20 protein-coding genes are annotated in these 23683 nt (G+C 71.9%); 13 read left to right on the top strand and 7 right to left on the bottom strand.

The genetic code is table 11. From position 1 onward, the window contains the following. Window positions 1–8: 8 nt before the first annotated feature. The 3 genes from AC1DXT_RS07235 to pdhA are packed head-to-tail and all read right to left on the bottom strand — an operon-like array spanning window position 9 to window position 3549. A complete protein-coding gene (locus tag AC1DXT_RS07235; RefSeq protein ID WP_477060648.1) occupies window positions 9–1424 on the bottom strand; it encodes a dihydrolipoamide acetyltransferase family protein in 1416 nt (471 codons plus the stop codon). Beyond that, window positions 1421–2428, bottom strand: a complete 1008-nt coding sequence (locus tag AC1DXT_RS07230; protein WP_477060647.1) for an alpha-ketoacid dehydrogenase subunit beta — start codon at window positions 2426–2428, stop codon at window positions 1421–1423. Before AC1DXT_RS07230 ends, AC1DXT_RS07235 begins: the two co-directional genes overlap by 4 nt. Then, window positions 2428–3549 carry a pyruvate dehydrogenase (acetyl-transferring) E1 component subunit alpha gene (gene pdhA / locus AC1DXT_RS07225; protein WP_477060646.1) on the bottom strand — a complete coding sequence of 374 codons (1122 nt, stop codon included), beginning with the start codon at window positions 3547–3549 and terminating at the stop codon, window positions 2428–2430. The genes AC1DXT_RS07230 and pdhA overlap by 1 nt, the downstream gene beginning before the upstream one ends. Window positions 3550–3707: 158 nt before the next feature. Between pdhA and AC1DXT_RS07220 the strand changes: the two genes are divergently transcribed. The 3 genes from AC1DXT_RS07220 to AC1DXT_RS07210 are packed head-to-tail and all read left to right on the top strand — an operon-like array spanning window position 3708 to window position 6303. Further along, window positions 3708–4472: a CoA transferase subunit A gene (locus AC1DXT_RS07220; protein ID WP_477060645.1), complete on the top strand. Its 765-nt coding sequence runs from the start codon at window positions 3708–3710 to the stop codon at window positions 4470–4472. Then, window positions 4469–5110, top strand: coding sequence for a CoA transferase subunit B (locus AC1DXT_RS07215; RefSeq protein ID WP_477060644.1), 642 nt, complete (start codon window positions 4469–4471; stop codon window positions 5108–5110). Before AC1DXT_RS07220 ends, AC1DXT_RS07215 begins: the two co-directional genes overlap by 4 nt. Next, window positions 5107–6303, top strand: coding sequence for an acetyl-CoA C-acetyltransferase (locus tag AC1DXT_RS07210; protein ID WP_477060643.1), 1197 nt, complete (start codon window positions 5107–5109; stop codon window positions 6301–6303). Before AC1DXT_RS07215 ends, AC1DXT_RS07210 begins: the two co-directional genes overlap by 4 nt. A gap of 53 nt (window positions 6304–6356) precedes the next feature. Here AC1DXT_RS07210 and AC1DXT_RS07205 read toward each other — a convergent pair whose 3' ends face one another. Continuing rightward, window positions 6357–6800 carry a hypothetical protein gene (locus tag AC1DXT_RS07205; protein ID WP_477060642.1) on the bottom strand — a complete coding sequence of 148 codons (444 nt, stop codon included), beginning with the start codon at window positions 6798–6800 and terminating at the stop codon, window positions 6357–6359. Between the two features lie 161 nt (window positions 6801–6961). On the opposite strand from AC1DXT_RS07205, the gene AC1DXT_RS07200 reads away from it, so the two are divergent. Next, complete coding sequence (locus AC1DXT_RS07200; RefSeq protein ID WP_477060641.1) at window positions 6962–8680, top strand: phospholipase D family protein; 1719 nt, start codon at window positions 6962–6964, stop codon at window positions 8678–8680. 58 nt (window positions 8681–8738) lie between these two features. Here the strand turns inward: AC1DXT_RS07200 and AC1DXT_RS07195 are convergent, their stop codons facing one another. Beyond that, window positions 8739–9356, bottom strand: a complete 618-nt coding sequence (locus AC1DXT_RS07195; protein ID WP_477060640.1) for a CGNR zinc finger domain-containing protein — start codon at window positions 9354–9356, stop codon at window positions 8739–8741. Between the two features lie 88 nt (window positions 9357–9444). Between AC1DXT_RS07195 and AC1DXT_RS07190 the strand changes: the two genes are divergently transcribed. Beyond that, window positions 9445–9642, top strand: coding sequence for a hypothetical protein (locus AC1DXT_RS07190; RefSeq protein WP_477060639.1), 198 nt, complete (start codon window positions 9445–9447; stop codon window positions 9640–9642). Window positions 9643–10146: 504 nt separating this feature from the next. Continuing rightward, complete coding sequence (locus AC1DXT_RS07185) at window positions 10147–14448, top strand: nSTAND1 domain-containing NTPase (RefSeq protein WP_477060638.1); 4302 nt, start codon at window positions 10147–10149, stop codon at window positions 14446–14448. A gap of 61 nt (window positions 14449–14509) precedes the next feature. On the opposite strand, the gene AC1DXT_RS07180 is transcribed toward AC1DXT_RS07185, so the two are convergent. After that, window positions 14510–15406, bottom strand: a complete 897-nt coding sequence (locus tag AC1DXT_RS07180; protein ID WP_477060825.1) for an SDR family oxidoreductase — start codon at window positions 15404–15406, stop codon at window positions 14510–14512. 154 nt (window positions 15407–15560) lie between these two features. Here AC1DXT_RS07180 and AC1DXT_RS07175 point away from each other — a divergent pair, with 154 nt between their 5' ends. From AC1DXT_RS07175 to AC1DXT_RS07165, 3 genes are read left to right on the top strand one after another with little or no spacing between them, the layout of a single operon-like run. Next, a complete protein-coding gene (locus AC1DXT_RS07175; protein ID WP_477060637.1) occupies window positions 15561–16256 on the top strand; it encodes an MSMEG_4193 family putative phosphomutase in 696 nt (231 codons plus the stop codon). Between the two features lie 10 nt (window positions 16257–16266). Continuing rightward, window positions 16267–16794, top strand: a complete 528-nt coding sequence (locus AC1DXT_RS07170) for a DUF3090 domain-containing protein (RefSeq protein ID WP_477060636.1) — start codon at window positions 16267–16269, stop codon at window positions 16792–16794. Continuing rightward, window positions 16785–17543 carry an SCO1664 family protein gene (locus AC1DXT_RS07165; RefSeq protein ID WP_477060635.1) on the top strand — a complete coding sequence of 253 codons (759 nt, stop codon included), beginning with the start codon at window positions 16785–16787 and terminating at the stop codon, window positions 17541–17543. Before AC1DXT_RS07170 ends, AC1DXT_RS07165 begins: the two co-directional genes overlap by 10 nt. On the opposite strand, the gene AC1DXT_RS07160 is transcribed toward AC1DXT_RS07165, so the two are convergent. Further along, complete coding sequence (locus AC1DXT_RS07160) at window positions 17540–18760, bottom strand: ROK family transcriptional regulator (protein WP_477060634.1); 1221 nt, start codon at window positions 18758–18760, stop codon at window positions 17540–17542. The genes AC1DXT_RS07165 and AC1DXT_RS07160 overlap by 4 nt on opposite strands. 75 nt (window positions 18761–18835) lie before the next feature. On the opposite strand from AC1DXT_RS07160, the gene AC1DXT_RS07155 reads away from it, so the two are divergent. From AC1DXT_RS07155 to AC1DXT_RS07140, 4 genes are read left to right on the top strand one after another with little or no spacing between them, the layout of a single operon-like run. Then, a complete protein-coding gene (locus tag AC1DXT_RS07155; protein WP_477060824.1) occupies window positions 18836–20497 on the top strand; it encodes a glycoside hydrolase family 13 protein in 1662 nt (553 codons plus the stop codon). A gap of 44 nt (window positions 20498–20541) precedes the next feature. Continuing rightward, window positions 20542–21825: an ABC transporter substrate-binding protein gene (locus AC1DXT_RS07150; protein WP_477060633.1), complete on the top strand. Its 1284-nt coding sequence runs from the start codon at window positions 20542–20544 to the stop codon at window positions 21823–21825. A 29-nt stretch (window positions 21826–21854) separates the two neighbouring features. Beyond that, window positions 21855–22781: a carbohydrate ABC transporter permease gene (locus AC1DXT_RS07145; RefSeq protein ID WP_477060632.1), complete on the top strand. Its 927-nt coding sequence runs from the start codon at window positions 21855–21857 to the stop codon at window positions 22779–22781. Beyond that, window positions 22781–23680, top strand: a complete 900-nt coding sequence (locus AC1DXT_RS07140) for a carbohydrate ABC transporter permease (RefSeq protein ID WP_477060631.1) — start codon at window positions 22781–22783, stop codon at window positions 23678–23680. The genes AC1DXT_RS07145 and AC1DXT_RS07140 overlap by 1 nt, the downstream gene beginning before the upstream one ends. Window positions 23681–23683: the final 3 nt, after the last annotated feature.

Here is a 23683-nt window from a genome sequence, read left to right as displayed (position 1 = left end):
CGCGAGGCCTAGACCATGCTGAGGGCGACCCCGGGCCGCGCGAGGATCGCCCCCACGTCGGCGAGGAACCGCGCGGCCTCGGCCCCGTCCACCAGCCGGTGGTCGAACGACAGGCTGAGCGTCATCACGCTGCGCAGCGCGAGCTGGTCCTGGAACTCCCACGGCCGACGCCGGATCGCGCCCATCGCCAGGATCGCCGCCTGTCCCGGGACCAGGATCGGCGTGCCGGTGTCGACGCCGAACACCCCGATGTTCGTGATCGTGATCGTCCCGCCGGCCAGGTCCGCGGGCGTCGACGTCCCCGCCCGCGCACTCTCGGTCAGCGCACCGATCGCGTCCGCCAGGTCGGGCAGCCGCAGGCGGTCCGCGTCCTTGATGCTCGGCACCAGCAGCCCCCGCGGGGTGGCCGCGGCGATGCCCAGGTTGACGTAGCCGAACTGGACGATCTCCCCCGCAGCCTCGTCCCAGTGCGCGTTGAGAGACGGGTTGCGACCGAGCGCGATCGTCACCGCCTTGGCGACGAGCGTGAGGATCGAGATCCGGTGGCCCTGCAGGGCACGATCGGACGCGAACGCCTCCAGCAGGTCGAGCGTCGGCGTGACGTCGACCGTCAGCGACGTCGAGGCGTGCGGAGCCGTGAACGCGCTGGCCACCATCGCGGCGGCCGTCTGCTTGCGCACCCCCGCGATCGGGGTCCGGACCTCGCGCGCGGACTCGTCGCGGCGGGGCGTCGGCGTCGTCTCGACAGGCCTGGCCAGGCCGGGGCGGTGCGCGGCGGACAACGCGTCGGGCCGCCGAGCCGCCGGCGAGACGTCCACACCGGACACCGCCCGGAGGACGTCCTCCCGCGTGATCATCCCGTCCTTGCCCGAGCCCTCCATCTTGTTCAGGTCGACCCCCAGGTCGTGCGCGAGCTTGCGCACCGGCGGCAGCACCCTCGGCCCGATGCGACCGCCCGCCAGGGCGAGACCGACCTCGTCGGCGGCCGCGTGCGCCGCGGTCCAGTCCTCCGACTTCGACCGGCGGCGAGGTCGCGACGACCCCTCGACCAGGGGCCCGTACCCGACGAGCACGGCGGTCCGCTCGGGCGCGGCGGGCTCGGCCTCCGCGTCGGTCTCCGCCGCGGGCACAGTTGCGGGCTGCGAGGTCGGTGCCGTCGAGGGCGTGGCATCCACCGGCGCCTCCACCGCGATCGTCAGCAGCGCGGTCCCCACGGGCACGGTCGCCCCCGGCTCGACGAGCAGCTCGGCGACCACCCCGGCGTACGGCGACGGCAGCTGGACCAGCGCCTTCGCGGTCTCCACCTCGGCGATCACCTGGTTGAGCTCGACGGTGTCGCCCACGGCGACGGTCCACTCCACGAGGTCGGACTCGGTGAGCCCCTCGCCCAGGTCCGGCAGCGTCACGGTCTGGATCGTGGTCATGACGCCCTCCATCCGGTCAGGGAGTGCTGTCTGCCCATCACGCGGTCGACGGCATCGAGGATCTTGTCGAGGTCGGGCAGGAAGTGCTCCTCGAGCTTCGCGGCGGGGTACGGGGTGTCGAACCCGGTCACGCGCACGGGGGCCGACTTGAGGACGTCGAAGCAGCGGTCGGTGATGCTCGCGATGATCTCGGCGCCCAGACCACCGCTGGCCTGGGCCTCGTGCGTCACGACGAGCCGGCCGGTCTTGCGCACGGAGGCCTCAAGCGTGTCGACGTCGATCGGCGAGAGCGAGCGCAGGTCCACCACCTCGACCGACAGCCCGTCGTCCTGCGCGGCCAGTGCGGCGTCGCGCGCGGTGATGACGAGCGGGCCGTAGGTGGCGAGCGTGACGTCGGTGCCCTCGACGACGACGCGTGCGCGGTCGAGCAGCGGGACGTCGTCGAACGACTCGTCGACCTCGCCCTTGACCCAGTAGCGCCGCTTCGGCTCGAAGAACACCACGGGGTCGTCGCACGCGATCGCCTGGCGGATCATCGTGTGCGCGTCCTGCGGGCTCGCGCAGGTGACCACGCGCAGACCCGGCGTGTGGGCGAAGTAGGCCTCGGGCGACTCGGAGTGGTGCTCGACCGCCCCGATGCCGCCGCCGTACGGGATCCGGACGGTGATCGGCATGCGGACCGCGCCCCCGGTCCGGTAGTGGATCCGCGCCACCTGCGTGACCAGCTGGTCGACGGCCGGGTACACGAACCCGTCGAACTGGATCTCCACGACCGGCCGGTACCCCCGGTACGCCAGGCCGACGGCCACGCCCATGATCCCGGACTCCGCGAGCGGGGTGTCCATGACGCGGTCGGCGCCGAAGTCGCGCTGGAGCCCGTCGGTCACCCGGAACACTCCCCCGAGGGTGCCGATGTCCTCGCCGAGGAGCACCACCGTGGGGTCGTCGTCGAGCGCGTGCCGCAGGCCGGAGTTCAGCGCCGCGGCCAGGGTCATCGTGGTCATCACGCCTCCTCGTCGAACATCGCGAGGTAGGCGGCGTACTGGCTGCGCTGCCGTTCGAGGGCGGGCGTGGGGTCCACGAACACGTCCTCGAAGACGCTCAGCGGCTCGGGGACCGGCAGCCCGTAGCAGCCGCTGCGCATCGCCGCGGCGAACGCCTCGGCCTTCTCCTTGATCTGGGAGGTCCGCTCCTCGGACAGCGCGTCGCGCGTGTGCAGCAGCCGTTCGAGCCGGGCGATCGGGTCCTTGGCGGCCCAGAGCGCCTTGTCCTCGGGGTTCACGTACCGGGTGGGGTCGTCGGACGTGGTGTGCGGGCCCATCCGGTAGGTGACCGCCTCGATGAACGTGGGGCCGTCGCCGCGTCGAGCCCGGTCGAGGGCGGAGCGCGTGGCGGCCATCACCGCGAGGACGTCGTTGCCGTCCACCCGGATGCCGGGGATGCCGTAGCCGGCCGCGCGGTCCGCGATCGGGCGCTGCGCCTGCAGGCCCACCGGCTCGGAGATCGCCCACTGGTTGTTCTGGCAGAAGAAGATCACCGGGGCGTGGAACGTCGCGGCGAAGACCATGRCCTCGTGCACGTCGCCCTTGCTGGTGGCGCCGTCGCCGAAGTACGCGACGGCTACCGAGTCGACGCCGTCCTTGACGCAGCCGAGCGCGTACCCGGTGGCGTGCAGGGTCTGCGAGCCGATCATCACCTGCGGCGTCGCCATCCCGATCGCGCGCGGGTCCCAGCCCGCCAGCGCGGTGCCCCGCCAGACGCGCATGAGGTCGGTCGGCTGGGCGCCCCGGCAGTACGCGACGCCGTTCTCGCGGTAGCTGCTGAACACGAAGTCGTCGCTGCGCAGGGCGCGGGCGGAGCCGATCTGCGCCGCCTCCTGGCCCAGGAGCGGGGGCCACAGCCCGAGCTGTCCCTGTCGCTGCAGCGCGACCGCCTCGGTGTCGAAGCGGCGCACGACGACCATGTCCTCGTAGAGGGCTTCGAGCTGCTCCTCGTCGACGTCGGCGATCCACGGGTCGTACTCCGGGTCTGCTCGACGGACGCCGTCGGGGGTCACCAGCTGCAGCGCTTCCGCCTGCTGATGGGTGGGCAGGGCACGGCTGGGTGACACATCTGCACGCAACATGTTTCGCTCCGTTGTGGTGGCGGAACCGTCGCTCTCGTGAAGCTAGGCCCCATTGCCTGATGTCCCGCCAGGGTAAGTCCGCAAGGGACCTTGTGCCCATGGGCTGGCGCGAGTGTCGACCGGTCGGCGCACAATGACCTCGTCGACAGGAGGCAAGAATGGACAAGGTCGTCCAGTCCGCCGTCGAGGCGGTAGCCGACATCCCCGACGGGGCGACCCTCGCGGTCGGTGGGTTCGGCTTGTGCGGTATCCCGAGCGTGCTGATCCACGCTCTGCTCGACTCCGGCGTCCAGGACCTGGAGGTGGTGAGCAACAACTGCGGCGTGGACGACTGGGGGCTCGGCCTGCTGCTGCAGGCGGGTCGTATCCGGCGCATCATCGCCTCGTACGTGGGCGAGAACAAGGAGTTCGCGCGGCAGTACCTGGCCGGGGAGCTCGAGGTGGAGCTGACCCCGCAGGGCACCCTCGCCGAGCGTCTTCGTGCAGGTGGGAGCGGGATCGCGGCGTTCTACACCAGGACCGGGGTGGGGACGTTGGTGGCCTCCGGGGGGCTGCCGTGGCGGTACTCCCCCGACGGTTCGGTGCTCGTCTCGTCGCCCCCCAAGCCGGTCGAGACGTTCTCCGTGCGAGGGGTCTCGCACGAGTTCGTGCGCGAGGAGGCGATCACTGCGGACTTCGCTCTGGTGCGCGCCGCGGCCGGTGACCGACTCGGGAACCTGGTCTTCCACGCCTCAGCGCGGAACTTCAACCCGCTGTGCGCAGCGGCCGGCGCCGTGACGATCGCGGAGGTCGAAGAGCTCGTTCCCGTCGGGACTCTGGACCCCGATGCGATCCATCTGCCGGGGATCTTCGTGGACCGCGTGGTCCCACTTTCACCCGCCGAGGTCGCCGACAAGCGCATCGAGCGGAGGACGGTCTCATGAGCCTCACGCGTGAGCAGATGGCGGCGCGGGCGGCGCTGGAGCTGTCCGACGGGTCGTACGTGAACCTCGGGATCGGACTTCCGACGCTCGTACCCGGGTTCGTCCCGCCGGGAGTCTCGGTCGTCCTGCAGTCGGAGAACGGGGTGCTCGGGGTGGGGCCGTACCCCTCCGACGACGCCGTCGATCCCGACCTCATCAACGCCGGCAAGGAGACCATCACGATCGCTGCCGGCGCGTCGTACTTCGACTCGGCGACCTCCTTCGCCATGATCCGCGGCGGCAAGGTCGACGTCGCGATCCTCGGGGCCATGCAGGTCTCCGTCGGCGGCGACATCGCCAACTGGATGATCCCCGGGAAGATGGTCAAGGGCATGGGTGGCGCGATGGACCTCGTGCACGGGGCGAAGCGGATCGTGGTCCTCATGGAGCACGTGGCACGCGACGGGTCGGCGAAGATCCTGCCGGAGTGCACGCTGCCGCTGACGGGGGTCGGGGTGGTGGATCGGATCATCACTGACCTGGCGGTCCTGGATGTCACCCCGGACGGGCTGGTCCTTCGGGAGTGCGCGCCCGGGGTGTCCGTCGACGAGGTCCTGGCGGCGACCTCGATGGTTCCACTGGAGGTGGTGCTCTCATGACTACGGACCGCGAGGTCGTGATCGTGTCCTTCGCGCGGACGCCGATGGCTCGCCTGAACGGCGCGCTCTCGTCCCTGTCCGCCGCATCGCTGGGTGCCGTCGCGATCCGCGGCGCCCTGTCGCGGGCCGGGGTCGATCCCGGTGACGTGGACCAGGTCCTCATGGGCCAGGTCGTGCAGGCCGGCGCCGGCCAGAACCCCGCCCGGCAGGCGGCCGTGAAGGCCGGCATCCCGTGGACCGTGCCGGCGACGACGATCAACAAGGTCTGCCTCAGCGGGCTGACCGCGATCATCGACGCCGCCCGGATGATCCGGCTCGGCGAGGCGTCGATCGTGGTGGCCGGCGGGCAGGAGTCGATGAGCCAGGCGCCGCACCTGCTGCCCGGATCGCGTCGGGGGTGGACCTACGGGGACATCCAGGCGGTGGACTCCTTGGCGTTCGACGGGCTGACCGACGCGTTCGACCGGGAGTCGATGGGGTCGTCGACCGAGCGCGGGAACAAGGCGCTGTCGATCCCGCGGGAGGCGCAGGACGCCGTGGCCGTGGCGAGCCACCGGCGGGCCTCCGAGGCCGCGTCCTCCGGCGTGTTCGCCGACGAGATCGTGCCGGTGGAGGTGCCCCAGCGCCGGGGCGACCCCGTGGTCGTGTCGGCGGACGAAGGCCTTCGGCCCGAGACGTCCTTGGAGTCGCTGGCGGCGCTGCAGCCCGCCTTCTCGGCCGACGGGACGATCACGGCGGGCAACGCGTCACCCCTGACCGACGGGGCCGCCGCCGTCGTGGTGATGGCACGGGAGGTCGTCGAGGAACGCGGGCTCGCGTGGCTCGCGACCGTCGGTGCGTCCGGGCAGGTGGCTGGGCCGGACAACTCGCTCCACTCGCAGCCGTCGGCGGCCATCTCGGCTGCGCTGGCGCGGGGTGGCTGGGACCTGTCGACCGTGGACTTCCTCGAGATCAACGAGGCGTTCGGCTCCGTGGTGGTGCAGTCGCTCGGCGATCTCGCCTATCCGCTGGAGCAGACGAACCTGCACGGCGGCGCGATCGCGCTCGGGCACCCGATCGGGGCGTCGGGGGCGCGGTTGGCCGGCCACGCCGCGGCTGAGCTGGCACGGCGGGGACACGGACGCGCGGCCGTCTCCCTGTGCGGCGGAGGCGGGCAGGGCGAGGCGCTGCTGCTCTCCCGCGACCGAGCGTGACCGACAGGCGTCCGAACGTCGGCGTGGGGCGGTGAAGGAGGAGCCGATCGACGCTACTTGTCGCGCGGGTGCTTCGGCGTCGCCACGGCCTTGGCAGCACGGCGCGCGTCGTTGCGCTCGTGCGCGGCCTCGGAGATCGCCTGGCCGTCCACGCCGCCCTCGTGCGCCTGCGTCGACACCCACGCACCGAAGCTGTCGGCCGGAGGCCCGTCTGCGTCGGCGGCACCGTCCACGGCATCCTCGGAGTCGTCTGCCGCATCGTCCGACGGTGCGACGGTCGGTTCGACGACCGGGACCTCCGTGGGCTCCGTCGTCGGTTCGGCTGTCGGTTCGTCGGTGGGCGAGACGACCACCTGGTCACCGCCGTCGTCGACCGCCGAGTCGGCGATCGCGGGGGCGACAGCCACACCGACCGCACCCACGGCGACGGCCAGCCCGATGCCGACCTTCGCGACCAGGTTGCGGCGCGGGAACCTGGACCGGGGGGTGCTGCCCATGGCGAACTCCTTCGTCGAGCCCGTACGAACGCCGTCATGACGGCGGAGCGGGCAGGTCGTGCACCACGATCATCGGCACGCGCGCGCACCTGGGCCAGCCCCGTCACCCGTTCGCCCAGCGCGTGCACCCGCGGACCACGAGGTCGCGAGGTCGAGCTCGGGTGCCGGTCTCGCGCGTGGCCGGCCGCCGCCACGTGTGCGAGTTTTGTCCCGTGCACCGCTTCGCGCTCACCGCGCTCAGCCTCAGGTCGCACCTGCGTCGCGCGACCCGGTCCGGGGTGCGCCTGCCGGCGATCGCCGCAGGGCGCACCGAGCTGGGCTGGTTCCTCACCGGACCGCAGCGCGGCAACGATGCGACGAGGATCCGGCCCTGGACCGAGGGCAACGCGGTGCGCCCGCTCGTGCACGGTTACACGTACTTCGCCGTCCTCGCCGAGGCGCTGGCACGGGCGGGCCAGAACGACGTGGTGCTCTTCACCGACTGGCGCGGGGATCCCGACGAACAGCTGACCGACAGTGGCGAGACGGTCACCGAGGCGCTGTCGGCGGCCGTGCTCCGCGGCGCGCTCGTCAAGGGTCTGGTGTGGCGTTCACACATCGACAGCCTGCGGTTCTCGAACGAGGAGAACCGCAACCTCTCCGAGAGCCTCAACGACGTCGGCGGCGAGGTGCTGCTCGACCAGCGCGTACGCGCCGTCGGCAGCCACCACCAGAAGTTCGTCGTCATCCGCCACCCGGAGCGGCCGGCGGACGACGTCGCCCTGCTCGGCGGGATCGACCTGGCGCGCGGGAGGCGGGACGACGCCGACCACCGCGGCGATCCCCAGGCCGTGCCGTTCGCCCACCAGTACGGGCCGCGGCCGCCGTGGCACGACGTCCACGTCCAGATCCGCGGCCCGGCCGTCCGCGACGTCGAGGACGTGTTCCGGGAGCGGTGGGAGGACCCGGCCGCACTGTCCCGGCTGCCGTGGCAGGTGGTCCCGGACCTGGCGCACGGGGAGGACCGACGGCCCAGCCTGCTCCCGCCGCCGAGCCCGGACCCGCCTGCTGCCGGCACCTGCGCGGTCCAGCTCCTGCGCACCTACCCGCACCGCCGTCCCGCGTACCCGTTCGCGCCCGGCGGCGAGCGCAGCACCGCCCGCGGGTACGCCAAGGCCCTGCGGCGAGCCCGGCGCCTCGTCTACGTGGAGGACCAGTACCTCTGGTCGGCCGAGGTCGCGCACGTGTTCGCCGCCGCCCTGCGCCGCGAGCCCCGGTTGCACCTGATCGCGGTCGTCCCCCGGTTTCCGGACGAGGACTCCCGCCTGGGCCTGCCGCCGGTGCGGCTCGGCCACGCTCGAGCCCTGCAGATCGTGCGCGCCGCCGGTGGCGACCGCGTCCAGGTCGTCGACGTCGAGAACCACGACGGTGACCCCGTCTACGTGCACTCCAAGGTCTGCGTCATCGACGACGTCTGGGCCACCGTGGGCAGCGACAACTTCAACCGTCGGTCGTGGACCCACGACTCCGAGCTCACCGCGGCGATCCTCGACTCGCGCCGGGACGGACGGGAGCCGCGCGACCCCGCGGGTCTGGGCGACGGTGCCCGCCGCTTCGCGCGCGAGCTCCGGCTCGAGCTGTGCCGCGAGCATCTCGATCGCGACGACGACGAAGGGCTGATCGACCCCGACGACGCGTTCGAGGCCGTCCGTTCGAGCGCGGCGGCCCTCGACGCCTGGCACGACGGCGGCCGCTCGGGCCCGCGCCCGCCCGGCCGGCTGCGGGCGCACCACGCCGTGCAGCTCCCCCTCTGGCAGCGCCTGCTCGCGGCTCCGGTGTACGACCTCGTCGTGGATCCCGACGGGCGGCCGCGGTGGATGCAGGTGCGCGGAGAGCACTGAACACCTGCCGTCGCGGCCGACAGCGCGATGACGCCGCGCGAGCTGGAGGCGCTGCGGCCTACCGCAGCGGCTTGGTGGCCTGAGCGGGACGGCTCGCGCGGCGGCGCTCGGTGAGCCGCTTCGACTTCGCCTGGTTGCCGCAGTCGGCCATGCTGCACCACCGGCGGCTGCCGTTCTTCGAGGTGTCGACGAACAGGTACTGACAGCCGTCCTGTGACGCGCACGCCTTGACCCGGCCGAGCGCGCCGCTCGTCGCCAGCTCGACCGCCGACCGCGCGACCAGCCAGCGCGGGAGCTGCAGGTCCGGGTCCCACGTCCAGCGCAGGCTGTCGTCGGCGCCCGGCGCGAGCCGGCCGTGCCGGAGCGCGTCGGTGAAGGCCTCCTGGACTGCCACGGTGTCCGCACGGCCGTGCGTCGCGCGTCCGTAGAACAGGGCGAACACGGCCTCGCGAAGGGCGCGGGCGCGGACCAGCTCCTGCGCGGCGGCCTCGGGGTCGGCGTCGGCGAGAGCCAGGAGTGCGTCCGAGTCCGCGGGCGACAGACCACCGGCGCGCGTCACCCAGTCGACCAGGTCGGCGTACGTCGCGAGGTAGTCCACCGGTTCGTCGAGGACGCGGCCGTCCACCGAGTTCGCGATGTCGAGGCACAGCGCGCCGCCGACGAGCTCCGGGACCATCTGCATTCTGCTGCCTCCATATCTTGTTTTGATGGTAGCGCACTCGTAGACTACCGGTATAACCCGTTTCACTGGTAGCGAGGTCATGATGATCGAGGGACTTGCGTTCGTCGGGACGAGGGCCACCTGGAACCTGGCGCACTCGGCGATGCCCGAGGCGCCGGTGGTGCCCGAGCTGGATCGGCCGCGGCGTCGGCACGTCGTACGGCCGCACGTCGCCCACGTCATGCGGTGGGTGGCCGAGCTGCTGGATCCGCGGGGCGGCCGAGCGGCCGTCTCCCACTGAGGGGTCGACTCACGGGGTCGGCGGAGCTCCGTCGGATCCGCACGGAGCCGGTACCCGGCCAGACTCGAACGGGTGTGGCGGGCATCGACCGAGCCAGCGCTCGCGTGCCAGGCGCGCCGCCTCTCTCTCCTGCGCCCACCGGGCCGCGACCTCACCGGACGGTGAGCACGGGATCGCCAGCCCGCACGACGGGGCGGCCGACGAGCTCGGTTCCGGCACCGGCGTTCCCCCGACCACGTCCGGCGGGTGGAGGACGAGGAAGGCCGAGACCGCCAGCACAGCCGCGGCGCCGGCGCGTCGAGCAGCGTGTCGTGGCGGCTCGGGCGAAGAAGTCGGCTCCGGTTCCTGCTCGAAGTCGAAGCTCAGCAAGGTCGTGACATGGGGACGTCGTGATCGGTTCATGCGACGACCGTCGGACCGGGCGGTATCAGGCCGTCGCTCCGCCGGTATACACCCGGTATGCGCGCGATTGACCGTCCCGGACAGCGGGAACACACTGCGGAGATGGCCGTCCGTGTGCTGGGGCCGATCGAGCTCGATGGCGTTGCGTCGTTGAGCCCCCGGGCGAGGACGGCCCTCTGCGCTCTGGTGCTGCGCCGCCCTCTCGCCGTCAGCCTCGACGAGCTCGCGGACGCCAGCTGGGGTCCGGACCCACCTGGCACGTGGCCGAAGCAGCTGCAGGCCACGATCGGTCACCTGCGCAAGGCCTTGCCGACGGGCGCGGTCATCACCTGCCAGGGCGGGTACCGGCTCGACCTGCCGCCCGGGGAGGTCGACGTCGACACGTTCGACGAGGGGGTCGCCCGCGCGCGTGCGTTCGCCGCATCCGGGGAGCCGGACCGCGCCGCGAGCGCGTTCAGTAGGTCGCTGGCGCTCTGGCGGGGAGACCCGTTCACGGAGCTGCGCGAGTGGTCCGGCGCCGCGAGCGAGGTGGCGCGGCTGAACGAGCTGCGGTCCACCTGCGAGGAGGACCTCCTCGACGCGCAGCTGGCCGCGGGCGAGCACCGCACGGTCGCGAGCGAGGCCCGCAAGCTGCTCGAACAGGACCCGCTCCGCGAACGGCGGTGGGCGATCCTGGCGCTGGCGCAGTACCGCTGCGGACGACAGGGAGATGCCCTGCTCACCCTGCGGGACGCCCGCCGGCACCTGGTCAGCGAGCTCGGTGTCGACCCGGGCGCACAGCTGACCGACCTGGAGCAGCAGATCCTCCACCACGACCCGAGGCTCGCTGCTGTCGAACCCGCGCCGGCCCGCCACCATGACTGCCCCTATCGAGGCCTCGCCGCGTTCGGCGTCGACGACAGCGAGAACTTCTTCGGTCGTACCGCCGAGACCGAGGTCTGCGTCACCCGCCTGCACGACCACCCGCTCCTCGTGATCGCGGGGCCGTCGGGAGCCGGCAAGAGCTCGTTGGCGCGCGCCGGCGTGGCCGCGGCACTCAGTCGCCACGGCGCTTCCCCCGTGGTCGTCATGCCGGGCCCGGACCCCGTCGGCACCCTCCGGGAGGCGCTCGGGAGCACCCCGGCGACGTCGGCCCTGGTGGTCGACCAGCTGGAAGACCTGTTCGTCGGCGGGTTCCGGGAGGACGTCGTCCGCGACTTCTGCCGCCTGCTCGCGGCCGCGACCGACGATCGCCTGGTCGTCGTCACCGTGCGGGCCGACCAGATCGCCGGGCTGAGCATCGACCGCCGTCTGGCGCAGCTGACCGAGAAGGGTCTGCACCTGGTCCGGCCGCTCACCGACGACGAGCTGCGGGACGTCATCGAGGAACCGGCCCGGCAGGCCGGCCTGCGGCTCGAGCACGGTCTGGTCGAGCTGCTCGTCAACGAGGCCGGCGACGGTGCCGGGTCGCTCCCGCTGCTCTCCCATGCCCTCGTCGAGACCTGGCGCCGACGCGACGGTTCGGTCTTGACCGTCGACGGCTATCGGGCGTCCGGTGGTATCTCCGCCGCCGTCGCGCAGACCGCCGAGCGCGTGTACCAGGGGTACTCGGCAGCGGACCGTGCCACGTGCCGCGCCCTGCTGCTGCGCCTGGTGACGCCGTCGGGCGACGGCGGTGCGATCCACCGTCGCCAACCCGTGCGTGCCCTGGGCCTCGACGGTGGCCGAGATCGCGTCATGAGTGACCTCGTCCGGGCGCGCCTCCTCACCGCCGACGAGGGCACGATCGAGATCGCGCACGAGTCGCTGGTGCGTGCCTGGCCCCGTCTGCGGACGTGGCTCGACGACGACGCGGCCGGCGTGCGCGTCCTGCGGCACCTGAACGCTGCCGCGGACGGTTGGGACACCCTCGGGCGCCCGGACGGCGAGCTGTACCGAGGGGCCCGCCTGGACGTGGCCCTCGAGTGGCGGACGACGACGAACCCCGACCTGACTGCCGACGAGCGCGACTTCCTCGACGCGGCACAGGCGCTTCGCCGGGCGGACGAGGACCAGCTCGCGCTGCGAGCGGCGCGCGACGCCCGGCAGAACCGTCGGCTGCGGACAGCCCTGTCGGGCGTGGTCGCCGTCCTCGTCCTGGCGATCGTGGCCGCCTCGGTGGCGGGCGTGAGCCGGTCGGACGCTGCCCGGGCGCGGGACGCCGCCGAGCTGCAGGTGCTGGTCAACCAGTCGATCGCGTTGCAGGCGACCAACCGCGACGCGGCGGCCCTGCTCGCCGTCGAGGCCTACCGCCGCGCACCCGGCGACGCGCACGCTCGCTCGGCGCTGCTGAGCACCTTCACCGCCGCCCCGGGCTTCGTGAGCTACCGACGCGTCCCCGACGCCGTACGCATCGCGGGGTCGACCGTCCCGGGGACCGCGACATCGATCGTCGTCGTGGATGCCCGCGCTCCCCAGCTGATCGAGACGGACGACGGCTCCATCATCCGCACCTTCGATCCAGTCGCGCCGTCGGACCAAGGGCCACGCCCGCTCGTGCGGGTCAGCGACGACGGCACCCGGGTGGCGATCCAGGCCGGCAGGTCCCTGACCGTCGACGAGATCGCCACCGGGACGCGGCTCCTCGGCCCGCTGACGACCGGACCAGTGGGTGGGCTAGCCATCGACCCGCACGGAGAGGTGGTCGTGACCGTCGCGGGCAACGACGGCTCCGTGACGTCGTGGCGGGTCGAGGACGGCGTCGTGCTCGCGACCGCCGAGAGCGCCGGGAAGGCCGCCGCAGCGTTCGACGGTTCGGGGCGGCTCGTCGTGGGTTCATCGGACGGCCCCGTCCGCGTGCTCGACCCGACCTCGCTCGTCACGCTGCGGACCATCGACACCCCGGCGCCGTCCGCCCAGAGGCGTCGCAGCGGAGTGGAAGGCACCCTGAACCAGTCGCCCGTCTACCAGCACCTCCCGGGCAGGCGCGCCGTCGTCGATGACCATGCCGTCGCTGCCGGGGACGACCTCGTCGTCCTGATCGGACCGTCCTCGATGCTGGCCGCCGCGCCGTCCACCGGGACGGTCGCGTGGACGGCCGACCTCGGAGCCGACGGCGGGGACTCGTGCTCGTGGGCCACCGTGGCTCTCGAGGCCGGCCTCGTGCTCTGCGGCGACCGGTTCGGAGTCGTGCGCGAACGCAGCCTCACCACCGGAGCCGAAAACGGGGTCGAGCTCGACATCCAGCGGGGCGACGTCGGGGAGCTGTCGGTCTCGCAGGGCGAGCTCGTCGTGTTCGGCGCCGGCGCGCCGGTGATCACGCGCTGGATGGTCGACGGGTCCGGCCCGGTGACGCGGCTCCTGGCCCGAGGCTCCGTGGCCGTCGCCGGGTACGACCCGGACGGCCGAATGTTCCTGACCGCGCGCCGACCCACGGACGCACAGAGCACGGCGGACCTCACGTCGTACGCGGTGTGGGACCCGCGCACGGACAGCCAGGTGCAGGCGTTGCCCGACTCGGTTGTCGGTGCCAAGTGGCTGTTCCGGGGCATCGTCACGGCCTACGTGCCGGGCGAGCACTTCCTGCACTCGATCGACGTGCAGACCGGCCAGGACGTACCGGGCGGCCTGCGCGTGCCCGACCACGCCAGGGAGATCTGGTCGGCCCCGTCGGGCGACCGCGCGTACGTGGTGATGACCGGCTGGCAGCTGTGGGAGGGCAGGAGAGACGCGCAGGAGTGGGATCCGGACCCGATCGACGGCCGCGACCAGGACGTCATCGACATGTCCGCGACCTCGGACGGCTCGCTGGTGGCGATCGCGCTCGAGGACGGAATCCAGGACCAGACCGGCTCGGTGTCCGCGGACTCCGGGACGACCACGGTCCTCCAGATGTACGACGGCCGCACCGGCAAGCCCCTCGGTCCGGCACGGCTCGGCGCCGACGCGGTCGCCCTGCGGGACGACGGACTGCTCGCAGTCGCCCGACGCGGCTCGATCTCRCTCGTCGACAGCGGGACCATGCAGACGCTCCGGGACCTGCCGGGCGCGCGCGGTGCCATCTCCAACCTGCAGTTCTCCGACGACGGCACCATCCTGATCGCCGCCGCCAACGACCAGAGCGTCAGCGTCTACGACGTGGACGCGGGGATCCGGCTCGGCGAGCCGATCCCGAGCTCCACACCCAGGTACCGGGAGGTCAGCGTGCCCGTCGGCACCTCGCTGCCGTACGGCACTCGCATCACCTACCCGGGCTACCTGCGCCCCGACGGCGCCGCCGTGCTGGTCACCGTCGCCCAGGGCGTCGCCGAGTGGGACCTCGACCCCGTCCACCTCAGCTCGGCCGCCTGCCGGGTCGCCGGTCGCAACCTCACCGAGGTCGAGTGGGCGACCTACGCCTCCGCGCTGGGTCCGTACCGCGCGACGTGTCGCACGGGACAAGGCTGACCTGTGTGCCGGCCCACGCGGCCGGGAACCACGGTCAGCGACCTCGGCTGCGGCCCGCACGTCACGGCACGTTCGCCCCGCCGTTGACGTTGATGACCTCCCCCACGACGAAGCTGGACTCCGGCGAGGCGAGGAACACGTACGCCGGCGCCTGCTCGACCGGCTGGCTGGTCCGGCCGAGCCACGACGACTCCCCGAAGCCGTTCAGCTTCTCGGTGGGCTGCCCGTCGGAGACCTGCAGCGGCGTCCACACGGGCCCGGGTGCCACCGCGTTCACGCGGATGCCACGAGGGGCGAGGTCGGCGGCGAGGGCCTTCGTGAAGCCGATGATCCCGAACTTCGTCGACGCGTAGTTGATGATCATCGGCGACGGGTTGTACCCCTGGACCGACGTGCTGTTGATGATCGTCGAGCCCGGGCCCAGGTGCGGCAGGGCGTCGCGCGTGATCCAGAACATCGCGTACAGGTTGGTCTGGATCGTGCGGTCCAGGTCGGCCTCGTCGAGCTCGTCGAAGCTCTGGTGGTAGACCTGGTGCGCCGCGTTGTTCACCAGGATGTCGAGCCCACCGAGGCCGTCGACCGCGTCGGCGACGAGGGACCGGCAGAACTCCCGGTCCCGGATGTCACCGGGGAGCAGGACCGCCGTGCGACCGGCCGCCCGCACGTGCTCCGCGATGGCCTCCGCGTCGACCTGCTCCTCGGGCAGGAAGCTGAGGGCCACGTCCGCACCCTCGCGCGCGAACGCGATGGCGACCGCCGCACCGATGCCCGAGTCGCCGCCGGTGATCAGCGCCTTGCGGCCGGGAAGACGACCCGTACCGCGGTAGCTGGTCTCACCGTGGTCCGCCTTGGGGTCGAGCTCCGCGTCGAGTCCCGGCAGCGGCTGCCACGAGGCGTGCGGCTTGATGTGCGCGTGGCGCTCGACGGGGTTGTCGAACGTGAGCTGATCGGGCGACATCGTCATCGTCATCTCCTTCACGGCGGGCAGATCGATAACGATATCGATCCTGTCCGGTGACGATAGCGGCGCCCTGTCAGACCCCGCTCGCGCGTCGCCGTTCCGTGAGCCTCCGCGACCTCGCCTGGTTCCCGCAGTGCCTAGGCTCCAGGGCATGGCCACAGTCATCCTCGTCCGGCACGGTCGGAGCACGGCGAACGTCGCGGGGATCCTGACCGGTCGGGCCGCAGGGGTGGATCTGGACGCAGTCGGGCGCAGCCAGGCCGAGCGCGCTGCCGAACGGATCGCGGCGGTGCCGGTGGTCGCGGTGATCTCGAGCCCCCTGGCGCGGTGCCGGCAGACGGCGCGGACCATCGCCGAGCGCCACGCGCTGCGGACGCGGCTCGAGCCCGGCATCGTCGAGTGCGACTACGGGCAGTGGCAGGGGCGACCGCTCAAGGAGCTCGCCCAGGAGCCGCTGTGGTCGGTGGTGCAGACCCGGCCGTCGGTCGCGGTGTTCCCGGGCGGCGAGTCGATGGCCACCATGCAGGCCCGGTCGGTGGAGGCGATCCGTCGGCTCGACGCGGAGCTGGAGGCGGAGCACGGTGCCGGCGCCGTGTGGGTGGCGGTGAGCCACGGAGACATCATCAAGTCCGTCCTCGCGGACGCGCTGGGCATGGGTCTCGACCTCTTCCAGCGCCTCGGCGTCAACCCCGGATCGGTCTCGATCATCAGGTACGGGACGACTCGCCCCGAGGTCGTGGCCACCAACACCGATTCCGGCGACCTCTCGTGGCTGGGCGCCGCCGGACCGGTCGGCGACGCGCAGGTGGGCGGCGGCGCCGGGCCGGAATCGGCTGCACGCTCCTAAAATGGGCACCATGCCGGCCCTTGTGCACCAGTTCGACTGGCCCGACCGTGTCGTCGTCGGGACCGTCGGCCCCCCAGGTTCCCGATCCTTCTACCTGCAGGTGCGCGACGGCGCCCGGAACACGAGCGTCGGGCTCGAGAAGGAGCAGTCCGCCGTGCTCGCCGAGAAGATCGACGAGATCCTCGACGCGCTGATGGCCGACGAGGGCAACCGGTTCAGCGTGCCCGCCGCCGCCCCCGCCGAGCTCGTCGACAACGAGCCTCTCGACCAGCCCGTCGAGGAGCAGTTCCGCACGGGGCTGCTGCGCCTGGGGTGGGACCCGTCGACCGCGCAGGTCGTCGTGGAGGCGTTCCCGCTGGACGAGACCGACGAGGAGGAGGCACCCGAACCCGAGGACGCGAGCGAGGTGCTCCTGGTCCGGATGCCGGTGGGGACCGCGCGGGCGTTCGTCCAGCGCACCCGGCAGGTGGTCCGGTCGGGCCGGCCGCTGTGCCCGCTGTGCGGCCAGCCGATCGACGACGGCCACGTGTGCAGCTGACCGACCTCCGCGCGGGTGAGCTCGAGCTCGTCGGGCGCATCACGGTCGCGTCGAACGCGACCTTCCTCGCGACGATCGGCGAGGCGCAGGTGGTCTACAAGCCGGTCGCCGGCGAGCGGCCCCTGTGGGACTTCCCCGACGGGACGCTGGCGAACCGGGAAGCGGCCGCGTACCTCGTCTCGGAGGCGTTCGAGTGGGACGTCGTACCGACCACCGTCCTGCGCGACGGTCCGCTCGGTCACGGCATGGTGCAGGTCTGGCAGGAACCCGACCCCGAGCAGGATCCGGTCGACCTCGTCCGGGCTCCCCGCGACGGCTGGCGCGCCGTGTTCGAGGGCGTGGACGAGGACGACCGGCGGGTGAGCCTGATCCACGAGGACTCCCCCGCGCTGCGCCGGATGGCCGTCTTCGACGTCGTCGTGAACAACGCCGACCGCAAGGGCGGCCACGTCCTGCCGATGCACGGCGGCCACCGCTACGGCGTCGACCACGGGGTCAGCTTCCACGTCGAGCACAAGCTGCGGACGGTCCTGTGGGGATGGCGAGGCGACTCGCTGGACCCCCCTGAGGTCGCGGGGGTCGAGCGGGTGCGCGCGGGCTTGGACGGCGACCTCGGTCGGGCCCTGTCCGAGCTGCTCAGCGGCGAGGAGCTGGAGGCGTTGGCGGACCGCTGCGACCGGCTGGTGCGCAACGGCGTCTTCCCCGGTCCGTCGGGCGCCATGCCGGCGTTCCCGTGGCCCTTCTTCTAGAGCACCCTGGCCGGTGCGATCTCCAGCGCATGCGCGCGCACGTGGTCCAGGGCTCGCTTGACGGCCCCGACGGTCACGATGTCGCGGCCCAGCTCCGACGCGAGGACCTCGATGCCCGGTGGGTCGACGTACCGGTCGAGGTCGCGCCGCACGAGCTCCAGCAGCGGCCCGCAGGACTCGGCGACGGCACCGGCGATGATGACGCGCTCCGGGTCGTAGATGCTTGCGAACGTCGCGACCACCCGCGCCAGGAGCGCCGCCACGTGCTCGACGACGCTGACCGCCAGAGGGTCCTCGTCCAGGGCGGCCGCGAAGACGCTCGCCGCGTCCAGCGTCGCGGGGTCCAGGTCCTGGAGCTGCGACGAGCCGGTCTGACCGTCCAGCCGGTGCAGCTGGGCGCGGGCGTCGGCGCGCACCACCGCCGCGATGCCGTCGGCTGACCCCACCCCCTCGACGAAGTCCAGGTAGCGCATCTCCCCCACGCCGCCGTGGGCACCGCGCAGCAGACGACCGTCGTCGACGACGCCCGCGCCGAACCGCTCGCCGGCGAGCAGAGTGACATGGCACCGCGCACCCGCCCCGTGCCCCCGCCAGTGCTCCGCCATCGCCGCCAGGTTCGCGTCGTTGTCGGTGAGCGTCGTCCAGCCGTGCCGGTCGCGCAGGTGGCGGGCGATGTCGGGGTTCATCAGCTCCCAGAACGGGTTGTCCTGGAACGTGGTGCGGCCGTCACGGTCCACGGGAGCAGGCACACCGACCGCCAGCGCCAGCACGCTCGGCGGCGACGCACCCGCGTCCTCGAGGGCGGCGAACGTGGCCTGTTCGATGAGGGCGAGCCGCCGGGCGACGGTCCCGTCCTCCGGCTCCACGGTCAGCACCGTGCTCGCGAGCGCGTCGCCCCGCAGGTCGGTCACGGTGGCGCTGATCCGGTGCTGACCGGCGTCGACGCCGACGACCACCCCGGCGCGCGCGTCGAACGCGTACCGGCGGGCGGGCCGTCCCTTGCGGTGGTCGTTCCCGGTGCGCTGGCTCTCCAGCTCCGTGACCCAGCCGTGCTCGATGAGCTCGTCGCACACGTCGTGCACGGTCGCCCGCGAGAGCCCTGTGGCCTCGATCAACGCCGATCCGGTGACCTCGTCGACGTCCCAGAGGTGCTCGAGCACCAGCCGCGCGCTGGCGTCGCGCAGGTGCCGCGACGCCACCGGAGTCCGGACAACCACTTGACCTCCTCGGTCGACGGTGCCACTTTAATGGCAGGTCTTAAATTTAGGACCTACATCAATACGGAGGAACGGGTGTCGACTCTGGCAGCAACCGGCAGCACGTCTGCCGGCCCACAGCAGCAGGACGCGGCCTGGTGGCGGCAGGCCGTCGTCTACCAGATCTACCCGCGCAGCTTCGCCGACTCCAACGGCGACGGCATCGGCGACCTGCGCGGCATCACCAGCAGGGTGGCCTACCTGCGCGAGCTGGGGGTCGACGCGGTGTGGCTGAGCCCCTTCTACCCGTCTGCGCTGGCCGACGGCGGCTACGACGTCGACGACTACCGGGCCGTCGACCCGCGCATCGGCACGCTGGAGGAGTTCGACGAGCTGCGCGCGGCCCTCCACGGCGCCGGCATCCGGCTCGTGGTCGACATCGTCCCCAACCACACCTCGAACCGGCACGTCTGGTTCCAGGAGGCGCTCGCCTCGCCTCCGGGCTCGAGGGCGCGTGAGCGCTACGTCTTCCGGCCGGGCCGCGGCGAGCGCGGCGAGCTCCCGCCGAGCGACTGGACGTCGATCTTCGGCGGCCCGGCGTGGGAGCCCGTCGGTGACGGCGAGTGGTACCTGCACCTGTTCGCCCCGGAGCAGCCCGACCTGAACTGGGCCGACGACGAGGTGCGCCAGGAGTTCCTCACCACGCTCAGGTTCTGGGCCGACCGGGGGGTCGACGGTTTCCGCATCGACGTCGCGCACGCACTGGCCAAGGACCTCACCGAGCCGCTCGCCAGCCAGGCGGAGCTGGACGCGGACATCTGGGGAGGCGCCCACCCGCTCCAGGACCGCGACGAGGTCCACGACATCTACCGCGAGTGGCGCAGGCTGTTCGACGAGTACGACCCGCCCCGCACCGCCGTCGCGGAGGCGTGGGTCCCCGCGCACCGGCGCTCCCGCTACGCCTCCCCCGACGGGCTGGGGCAGGCCTTCAACTTCGACCTGCTCGAGGCCGGCTGGGACGCGACGTCGTTCTCCGCGATCATCGACAAGAACCTCGCGCTCGCCCGCGAGTCCGGCGCCTCGTCCACCTGGGTGCTCTCCAACCACGACGTGGTGCGGCACGCCACCCGGTACGCGCTGCCCGAGGGCACCGACCTGAACGCGTGGCTCCTGCACGACGGCGCCGAGCCGCGCCCCGACGAGGAGCGCGGCCGCCGCCGGGCCCGTGCGGCGACCCTCCTCACCCTGGCCCTGCCCGGCTCCGCGTACCTGTACCAGGGCGAGGAGCTGGGCCTCCCGGAGGTCGCCGACCTGCCCGCGGACGTCCTGCAGGATCCGACGTTCCTGCGCTCCCGGGGTGCGCAGAAGGGGCGCGACGGCTGCCGGGTCCCGCTGCCGTGGGCCACGCAGGGTCCGACGCTCGGCTTCGGTGACCAGCGGGCGCACCTGCCGGTCCCCGCCGACTTCGATCGCTTCGCGGTCGAGACCCAGGCGTCAGACGAGGGCTCCACCCTGAGCTTCTACCGGCGAGCCCTGGCCGAGCGGCGGCGCCTGCAGACCAGCGAGGCGCTGGAGTGGCTGACGCCAGTTGCCCCTGGCGTCGTCGCGTTCGCGCGACCCGGCGGCTGGACGTCCGTCACCAACTTCGGGAGCTCCCCGGTGCCGCTGCCGGCAGGGCGGGTGGTCGTGTCGAGCTCGCCGCTCGACGCCCACGAGGTGCCCGCGGAGACCACTGTCTGGCTGCAACGCGACCACTGACGGCAACCCTGCCGTTCGATGACTTCACCAATGGAGGCGAAGGCATGACGTCCCAGACACCCCTCATGTCGGCCGAGCTGAGCCGACGGGGATTCCTTCGCGGCGTCGGGGTCGCGGGCGCCGGCCTCGCGCTCGCGTCGTGCGCCGGACCCGCAGGCTCCGGAACGACGGAGATCGTCTTCTACCAGTCGAAGCCGGAGGTGATCGGGTACTTCGACGAGCTCATCGAGCAGTTCCACCAGTCCCAGTCCCGGGTGCGCGTCCGCCACGACGCCGCGTCGAACCTGGCCGGCACGTTCGTGCGGGAGTCTCCGCCCGACATCGGCTGCCTCAACTACAACTTCGAGATCTCGCGCTACGTCGAACGTGGGGCGCTCAGCGACCTGGGCGACATGCCCGAGGCCGGCCGGATCCTCGACGAGCTGAAGCCCCTCATCGACGTCACGGCCACGTACCCGGACCGCACCAGCGTGATCCCGTACTCGCTGATGGCGGCGGCGGTGCTCTACAACCGGCAGATCTTCGCGGAGCACGACCTGACGGTCCCGACCACCTGGGCCGAGCTCATCGCCGCGTGCGACACCCTCGCAGCCGCCGGGGTCACCCCGCTGTACAGCACGTTCAAGGACCCGTGGACGATCGCGCAGGGCCACTTCGACTACTCGGTCGGCGGCACGGTCGACACCACGAAGTTCTTCAACCAGCTCAAGAGGCAGGGCACCAACGTCGGGCCCGACTCCCCCGTGTCGTTCGAGAAGCAGTTCCTCGCGCCGGTCCAGCAGATGCAGGAGCTCGTCCCGTACTCGCAGGACAACGCCGCGAGCCGCGGCTACGGGGACGGGAACCTCGCGTTCGCGAACGGCGAGGCCGCCATGTACCTGCAGGGCCCGTGGGCCATCGGCGAGATCGCGAAGTCGAACCCGGAGCTCGACGTCGGTGCGTTCCCCCTGCCGATGACGGACGACCCGGCGGACCGCAAGGTCCGGGTCAACATCGACCTCGCCCTGTGGATCCCGGAGCAGTCCACCAAGCAGGAAGCGGCGCGGGAGTTCCTGTCCTTCCTCATGCAGCCCGACGTCATCGACGCCTACAACGCCCACGCGCTGGGTTTCGGCGTGACCAAGGACGCGGCCCCGGTGACCAACGAGACGCTGGTGGAGCTCAAGGAGTACTACGACGACGCGGCCTTCTACCTGGGCGCGTCGCAGCTGGTCCCCCAGTCGATCCCGCTGCAGAACTACGCGCAGTCCCTCGCCTCCGGTGCCGACCCGGAGCCCATCCTGCGGACCCTCGACGCCGACTGGCGGCGCCTGGCCTTCCGTTCCTGACGACCTCGACCATCGAACGGAGACATCTCATGGCCACAGCAGCTGCCACCCGGCCGAGGAGCCGCGACGTCGTGGCACCGCCGCCGATGAAGGCGAGCCGCCCCCGGGTCAACCGGACGTTCTACCTGTTCCTGCTGCCCACGCTCGTCCTCTTCACGCTCTGCATCACCCTGCCCGCGATCATGGGCATCACCTTCAGCTTCACCGACTCGGTCGGCTTCGGGGAGTTCCAGTTCATCGGCCTGACCAACTACGTGGCGTTGTTCTCGGACCCGGCGATCCGCAGCTCGTACCTGTTCACGATCGGGTTCGCCCTCGTCACGGTGCTGCTGGTGAACCTCCTCGCGTTCCTCCTTGCCGTCGGCCTGACCGCCAAGATCCGGGGCAAGGTCGCGCTGCGCGCGGCGTTCGTGCTGCCCATGGTCATCTCGGGCATCGTCATCGCCTACGTCTTCAACTTCCTCTTCTCCAACTCGCTGCCGCAGCTCGGGCAGGCGGTAGGCATCACGGCCCTCGAGCAGAGCCTGCTGGCCAACCCCGACCTCGCCTGGGTGACGATCGTCATCGTCACGGCGTGGCAGGCGATCCCCAGCGCACTGCTCATCTACATCGCGGGGATCCTGTCGATCCCGGCCGAGGTCTACGAGGCGGCGTCGATGGACGGCGCGTCCCCGCTGCGACGCCTGGTCTCCATCACCCTGCCGCTCGTCGCGGGGTACGTCGTCATCAACCTGGTCATCGGCTTCAAGAACTTCCTGAACGCCTACGACATCATCGTCGGCCTGACCAACGGCGGTCCCGGCACGGCGACCCGCAGCGTCGCCATGACGATCTTCTCCGGCTTCACCGGCGGCGACTACGCCTACCAGATGGCCAACGCGACGATCTTCTTCCTCATCGCCGTGGTCCTCGCCGTGATCCAGCTACGCCTCAACCGCGGAAGGAGCGCGTTCTGATGACTGCCCAGACCCTGGTCACCACGACCCCCGCCCAGGTACCGGTCCGTCCCCGCCGGCGCTTCCTCGGCAAGGGAGGCGAGGACCGCCCGAGCTGGGGCACCACCCTCGTCCTCGTCCTGTGCACGCTGGCCGTCGTCGTGCCGCTCTACGCGACGGTGACGATGGCCTTCAAGACCACCGAGCAGTCCGTCGACGGGCAGGTCTTCTCCCTGCCGTCCCCGCTCAGCGTCGACGGGTTCGTCCAGGCGTGGGAGCTCACCGACTTCCCCCGCGCGTTCGCCATCTCGGTGTTCGTCACCGCGGTGACCGTCGTCGGCACCGTCATCCTCGCGGCCTTCGCGGCCTACGCCATCGCGCGCAACTGGGACCACAAGTTCTTCCGCTGGTCGTTCTTCTACCTGCTGGCGGCGATGTTCCTGCCGTTCCCCGTGCTCGCCCTGTCGCAGGTCAAGCTCACGGGGATGGTCGGCCTCGCCAACCCCGTCGGCGTGGCGCTCCTGCACGTGATGTTCCAGCTGTCGTTCAGCGTCCTGCTGTTCACGGCCTTCATCCGGGGCCTTCCCGAGGAGCTCGAGGAGAGCGCCCGGCTCGACGGCGCCACCACCTGGGTGGTGTTCCGGCGCATCGTGTTCCCGATGATGGCGCCCATGAGCGCGACCGTCGCGATCTTCGCGTTCCTCGCCTCCTGGAACGACTTCATGATGCCGTCGCTCATCACCGCCGACTCCACGCTGCAGACCCTCCCGGTGCTGCAGAACATCTTCCAGACCCAGTTCAGCAGCAACTACAACGTCGCGTTCGCCTCCTACCTCATGGCCATGACGCCCGCGATCATCGTGTACCTGTTCACGCAGCGCTGGGTGATGGCCGGAGTGACTCAGGGCGCGATCAAGTAGCGG

It is taken from the genome of Cellulomonas sp. P1_G12_2 (assembly GCF_056405535.1).
Note: the sequence above shows the minus strand (reverse complement) of the source record. Positions and strands in the feature narration are given on the sequence as shown.

What these genes read in the sequence shown, in the direction of transcription:
- AC1DXT_RS07210 (WP_477060643.1), top strand. Translation starts at nt 5,107, where the DNA reads ATGACTACGGACCGCGAGGTCGTGATCGTGTCCTTCGCGCGGACGCCG.
- AC1DXT_RS07180 (WP_477060825.1), bottom strand. Translation starts at nt 15,406, where the DNA reads ATGTCGCCCGATCAGCTCACGTTCGACAACCCCGTCGAGCGCCACGCG.
- AC1DXT_RS07235 (WP_477060648.1), bottom strand. Translation starts at nt 1,424, where the DNA reads ATGACCACGATCCAGACCGTGACGCTGCCGGACCTGGGCGAGGGGCTC.
- AC1DXT_RS07230 (WP_477060647.1), bottom strand. Translation starts at nt 2,428, where the DNA reads ATGACCACGATGACCCTGGCCGCGGCGCTGAACTCCGGCCTGCGGCAC.
- AC1DXT_RS07195 (WP_477060640.1), bottom strand. Translation starts at nt 9,356, where the DNA reads ATGGTCCCGGAGCTCGTCGGCGGCGCGCTGTGCCTCGACATCGCGAAC.
- AC1DXT_RS07140 (WP_477060631.1), top strand. Translation starts at nt 22,781, where the DNA reads ATGACTGCCCAGACCCTGGTCACCACGACCCCCGCCCAGGTACCGGTC.
- AC1DXT_RS07175 (WP_477060637.1), top strand. Translation starts at nt 15,561, where the DNA reads ATGGCCACAGTCATCCTCGTCCGGCACGGTCGGAGCACGGCGAACGTC.
- AC1DXT_RS07220 (WP_477060645.1), top strand. Translation starts at nt 3,708, where the DNA reads ATGGACAAGGTCGTCCAGTCCGCCGTCGAGGCGGTAGCCGACATCCCC.
- AC1DXT_RS07150 (WP_477060633.1), top strand. Translation starts at nt 20,542, where the DNA reads ATGACGTCCCAGACACCCCTCATGTCGGCCGAGCTGAGCCGACGGGGA.
- AC1DXT_RS07145 (WP_477060632.1), top strand. Translation starts at nt 21,855, where the DNA reads ATGGCCACAGCAGCTGCCACCCGGCCGAGGAGCCGCGACGTCGTGGCA.
- AC1DXT_RS07170 (WP_477060636.1), top strand. Translation starts at nt 16,267, where the DNA reads ATGCCGGCCCTTGTGCACCAGTTCGACTGGCCCGACCGTGTCGTCGTC.
- AC1DXT_RS07215 (WP_477060644.1), top strand. Translation starts at nt 4,469, where the DNA reads ATGAGCCTCACGCGTGAGCAGATGGCGGCGCGGGCGGCGCTGGAGCTG.
- AC1DXT_RS07190 (WP_477060639.1), top strand. Translation starts at nt 9,445, where the DNA reads ATGATCGAGGGACTTGCGTTCGTCGGGACGAGGGCCACCTGGAACCTG.
- AC1DXT_RS07205 (WP_477060642.1), bottom strand. Translation starts at nt 6,800, where the DNA reads ATGGGCAGCACCCCCCGGTCCAGGTTCCCGCGCCGCAACCTGGTCGCG.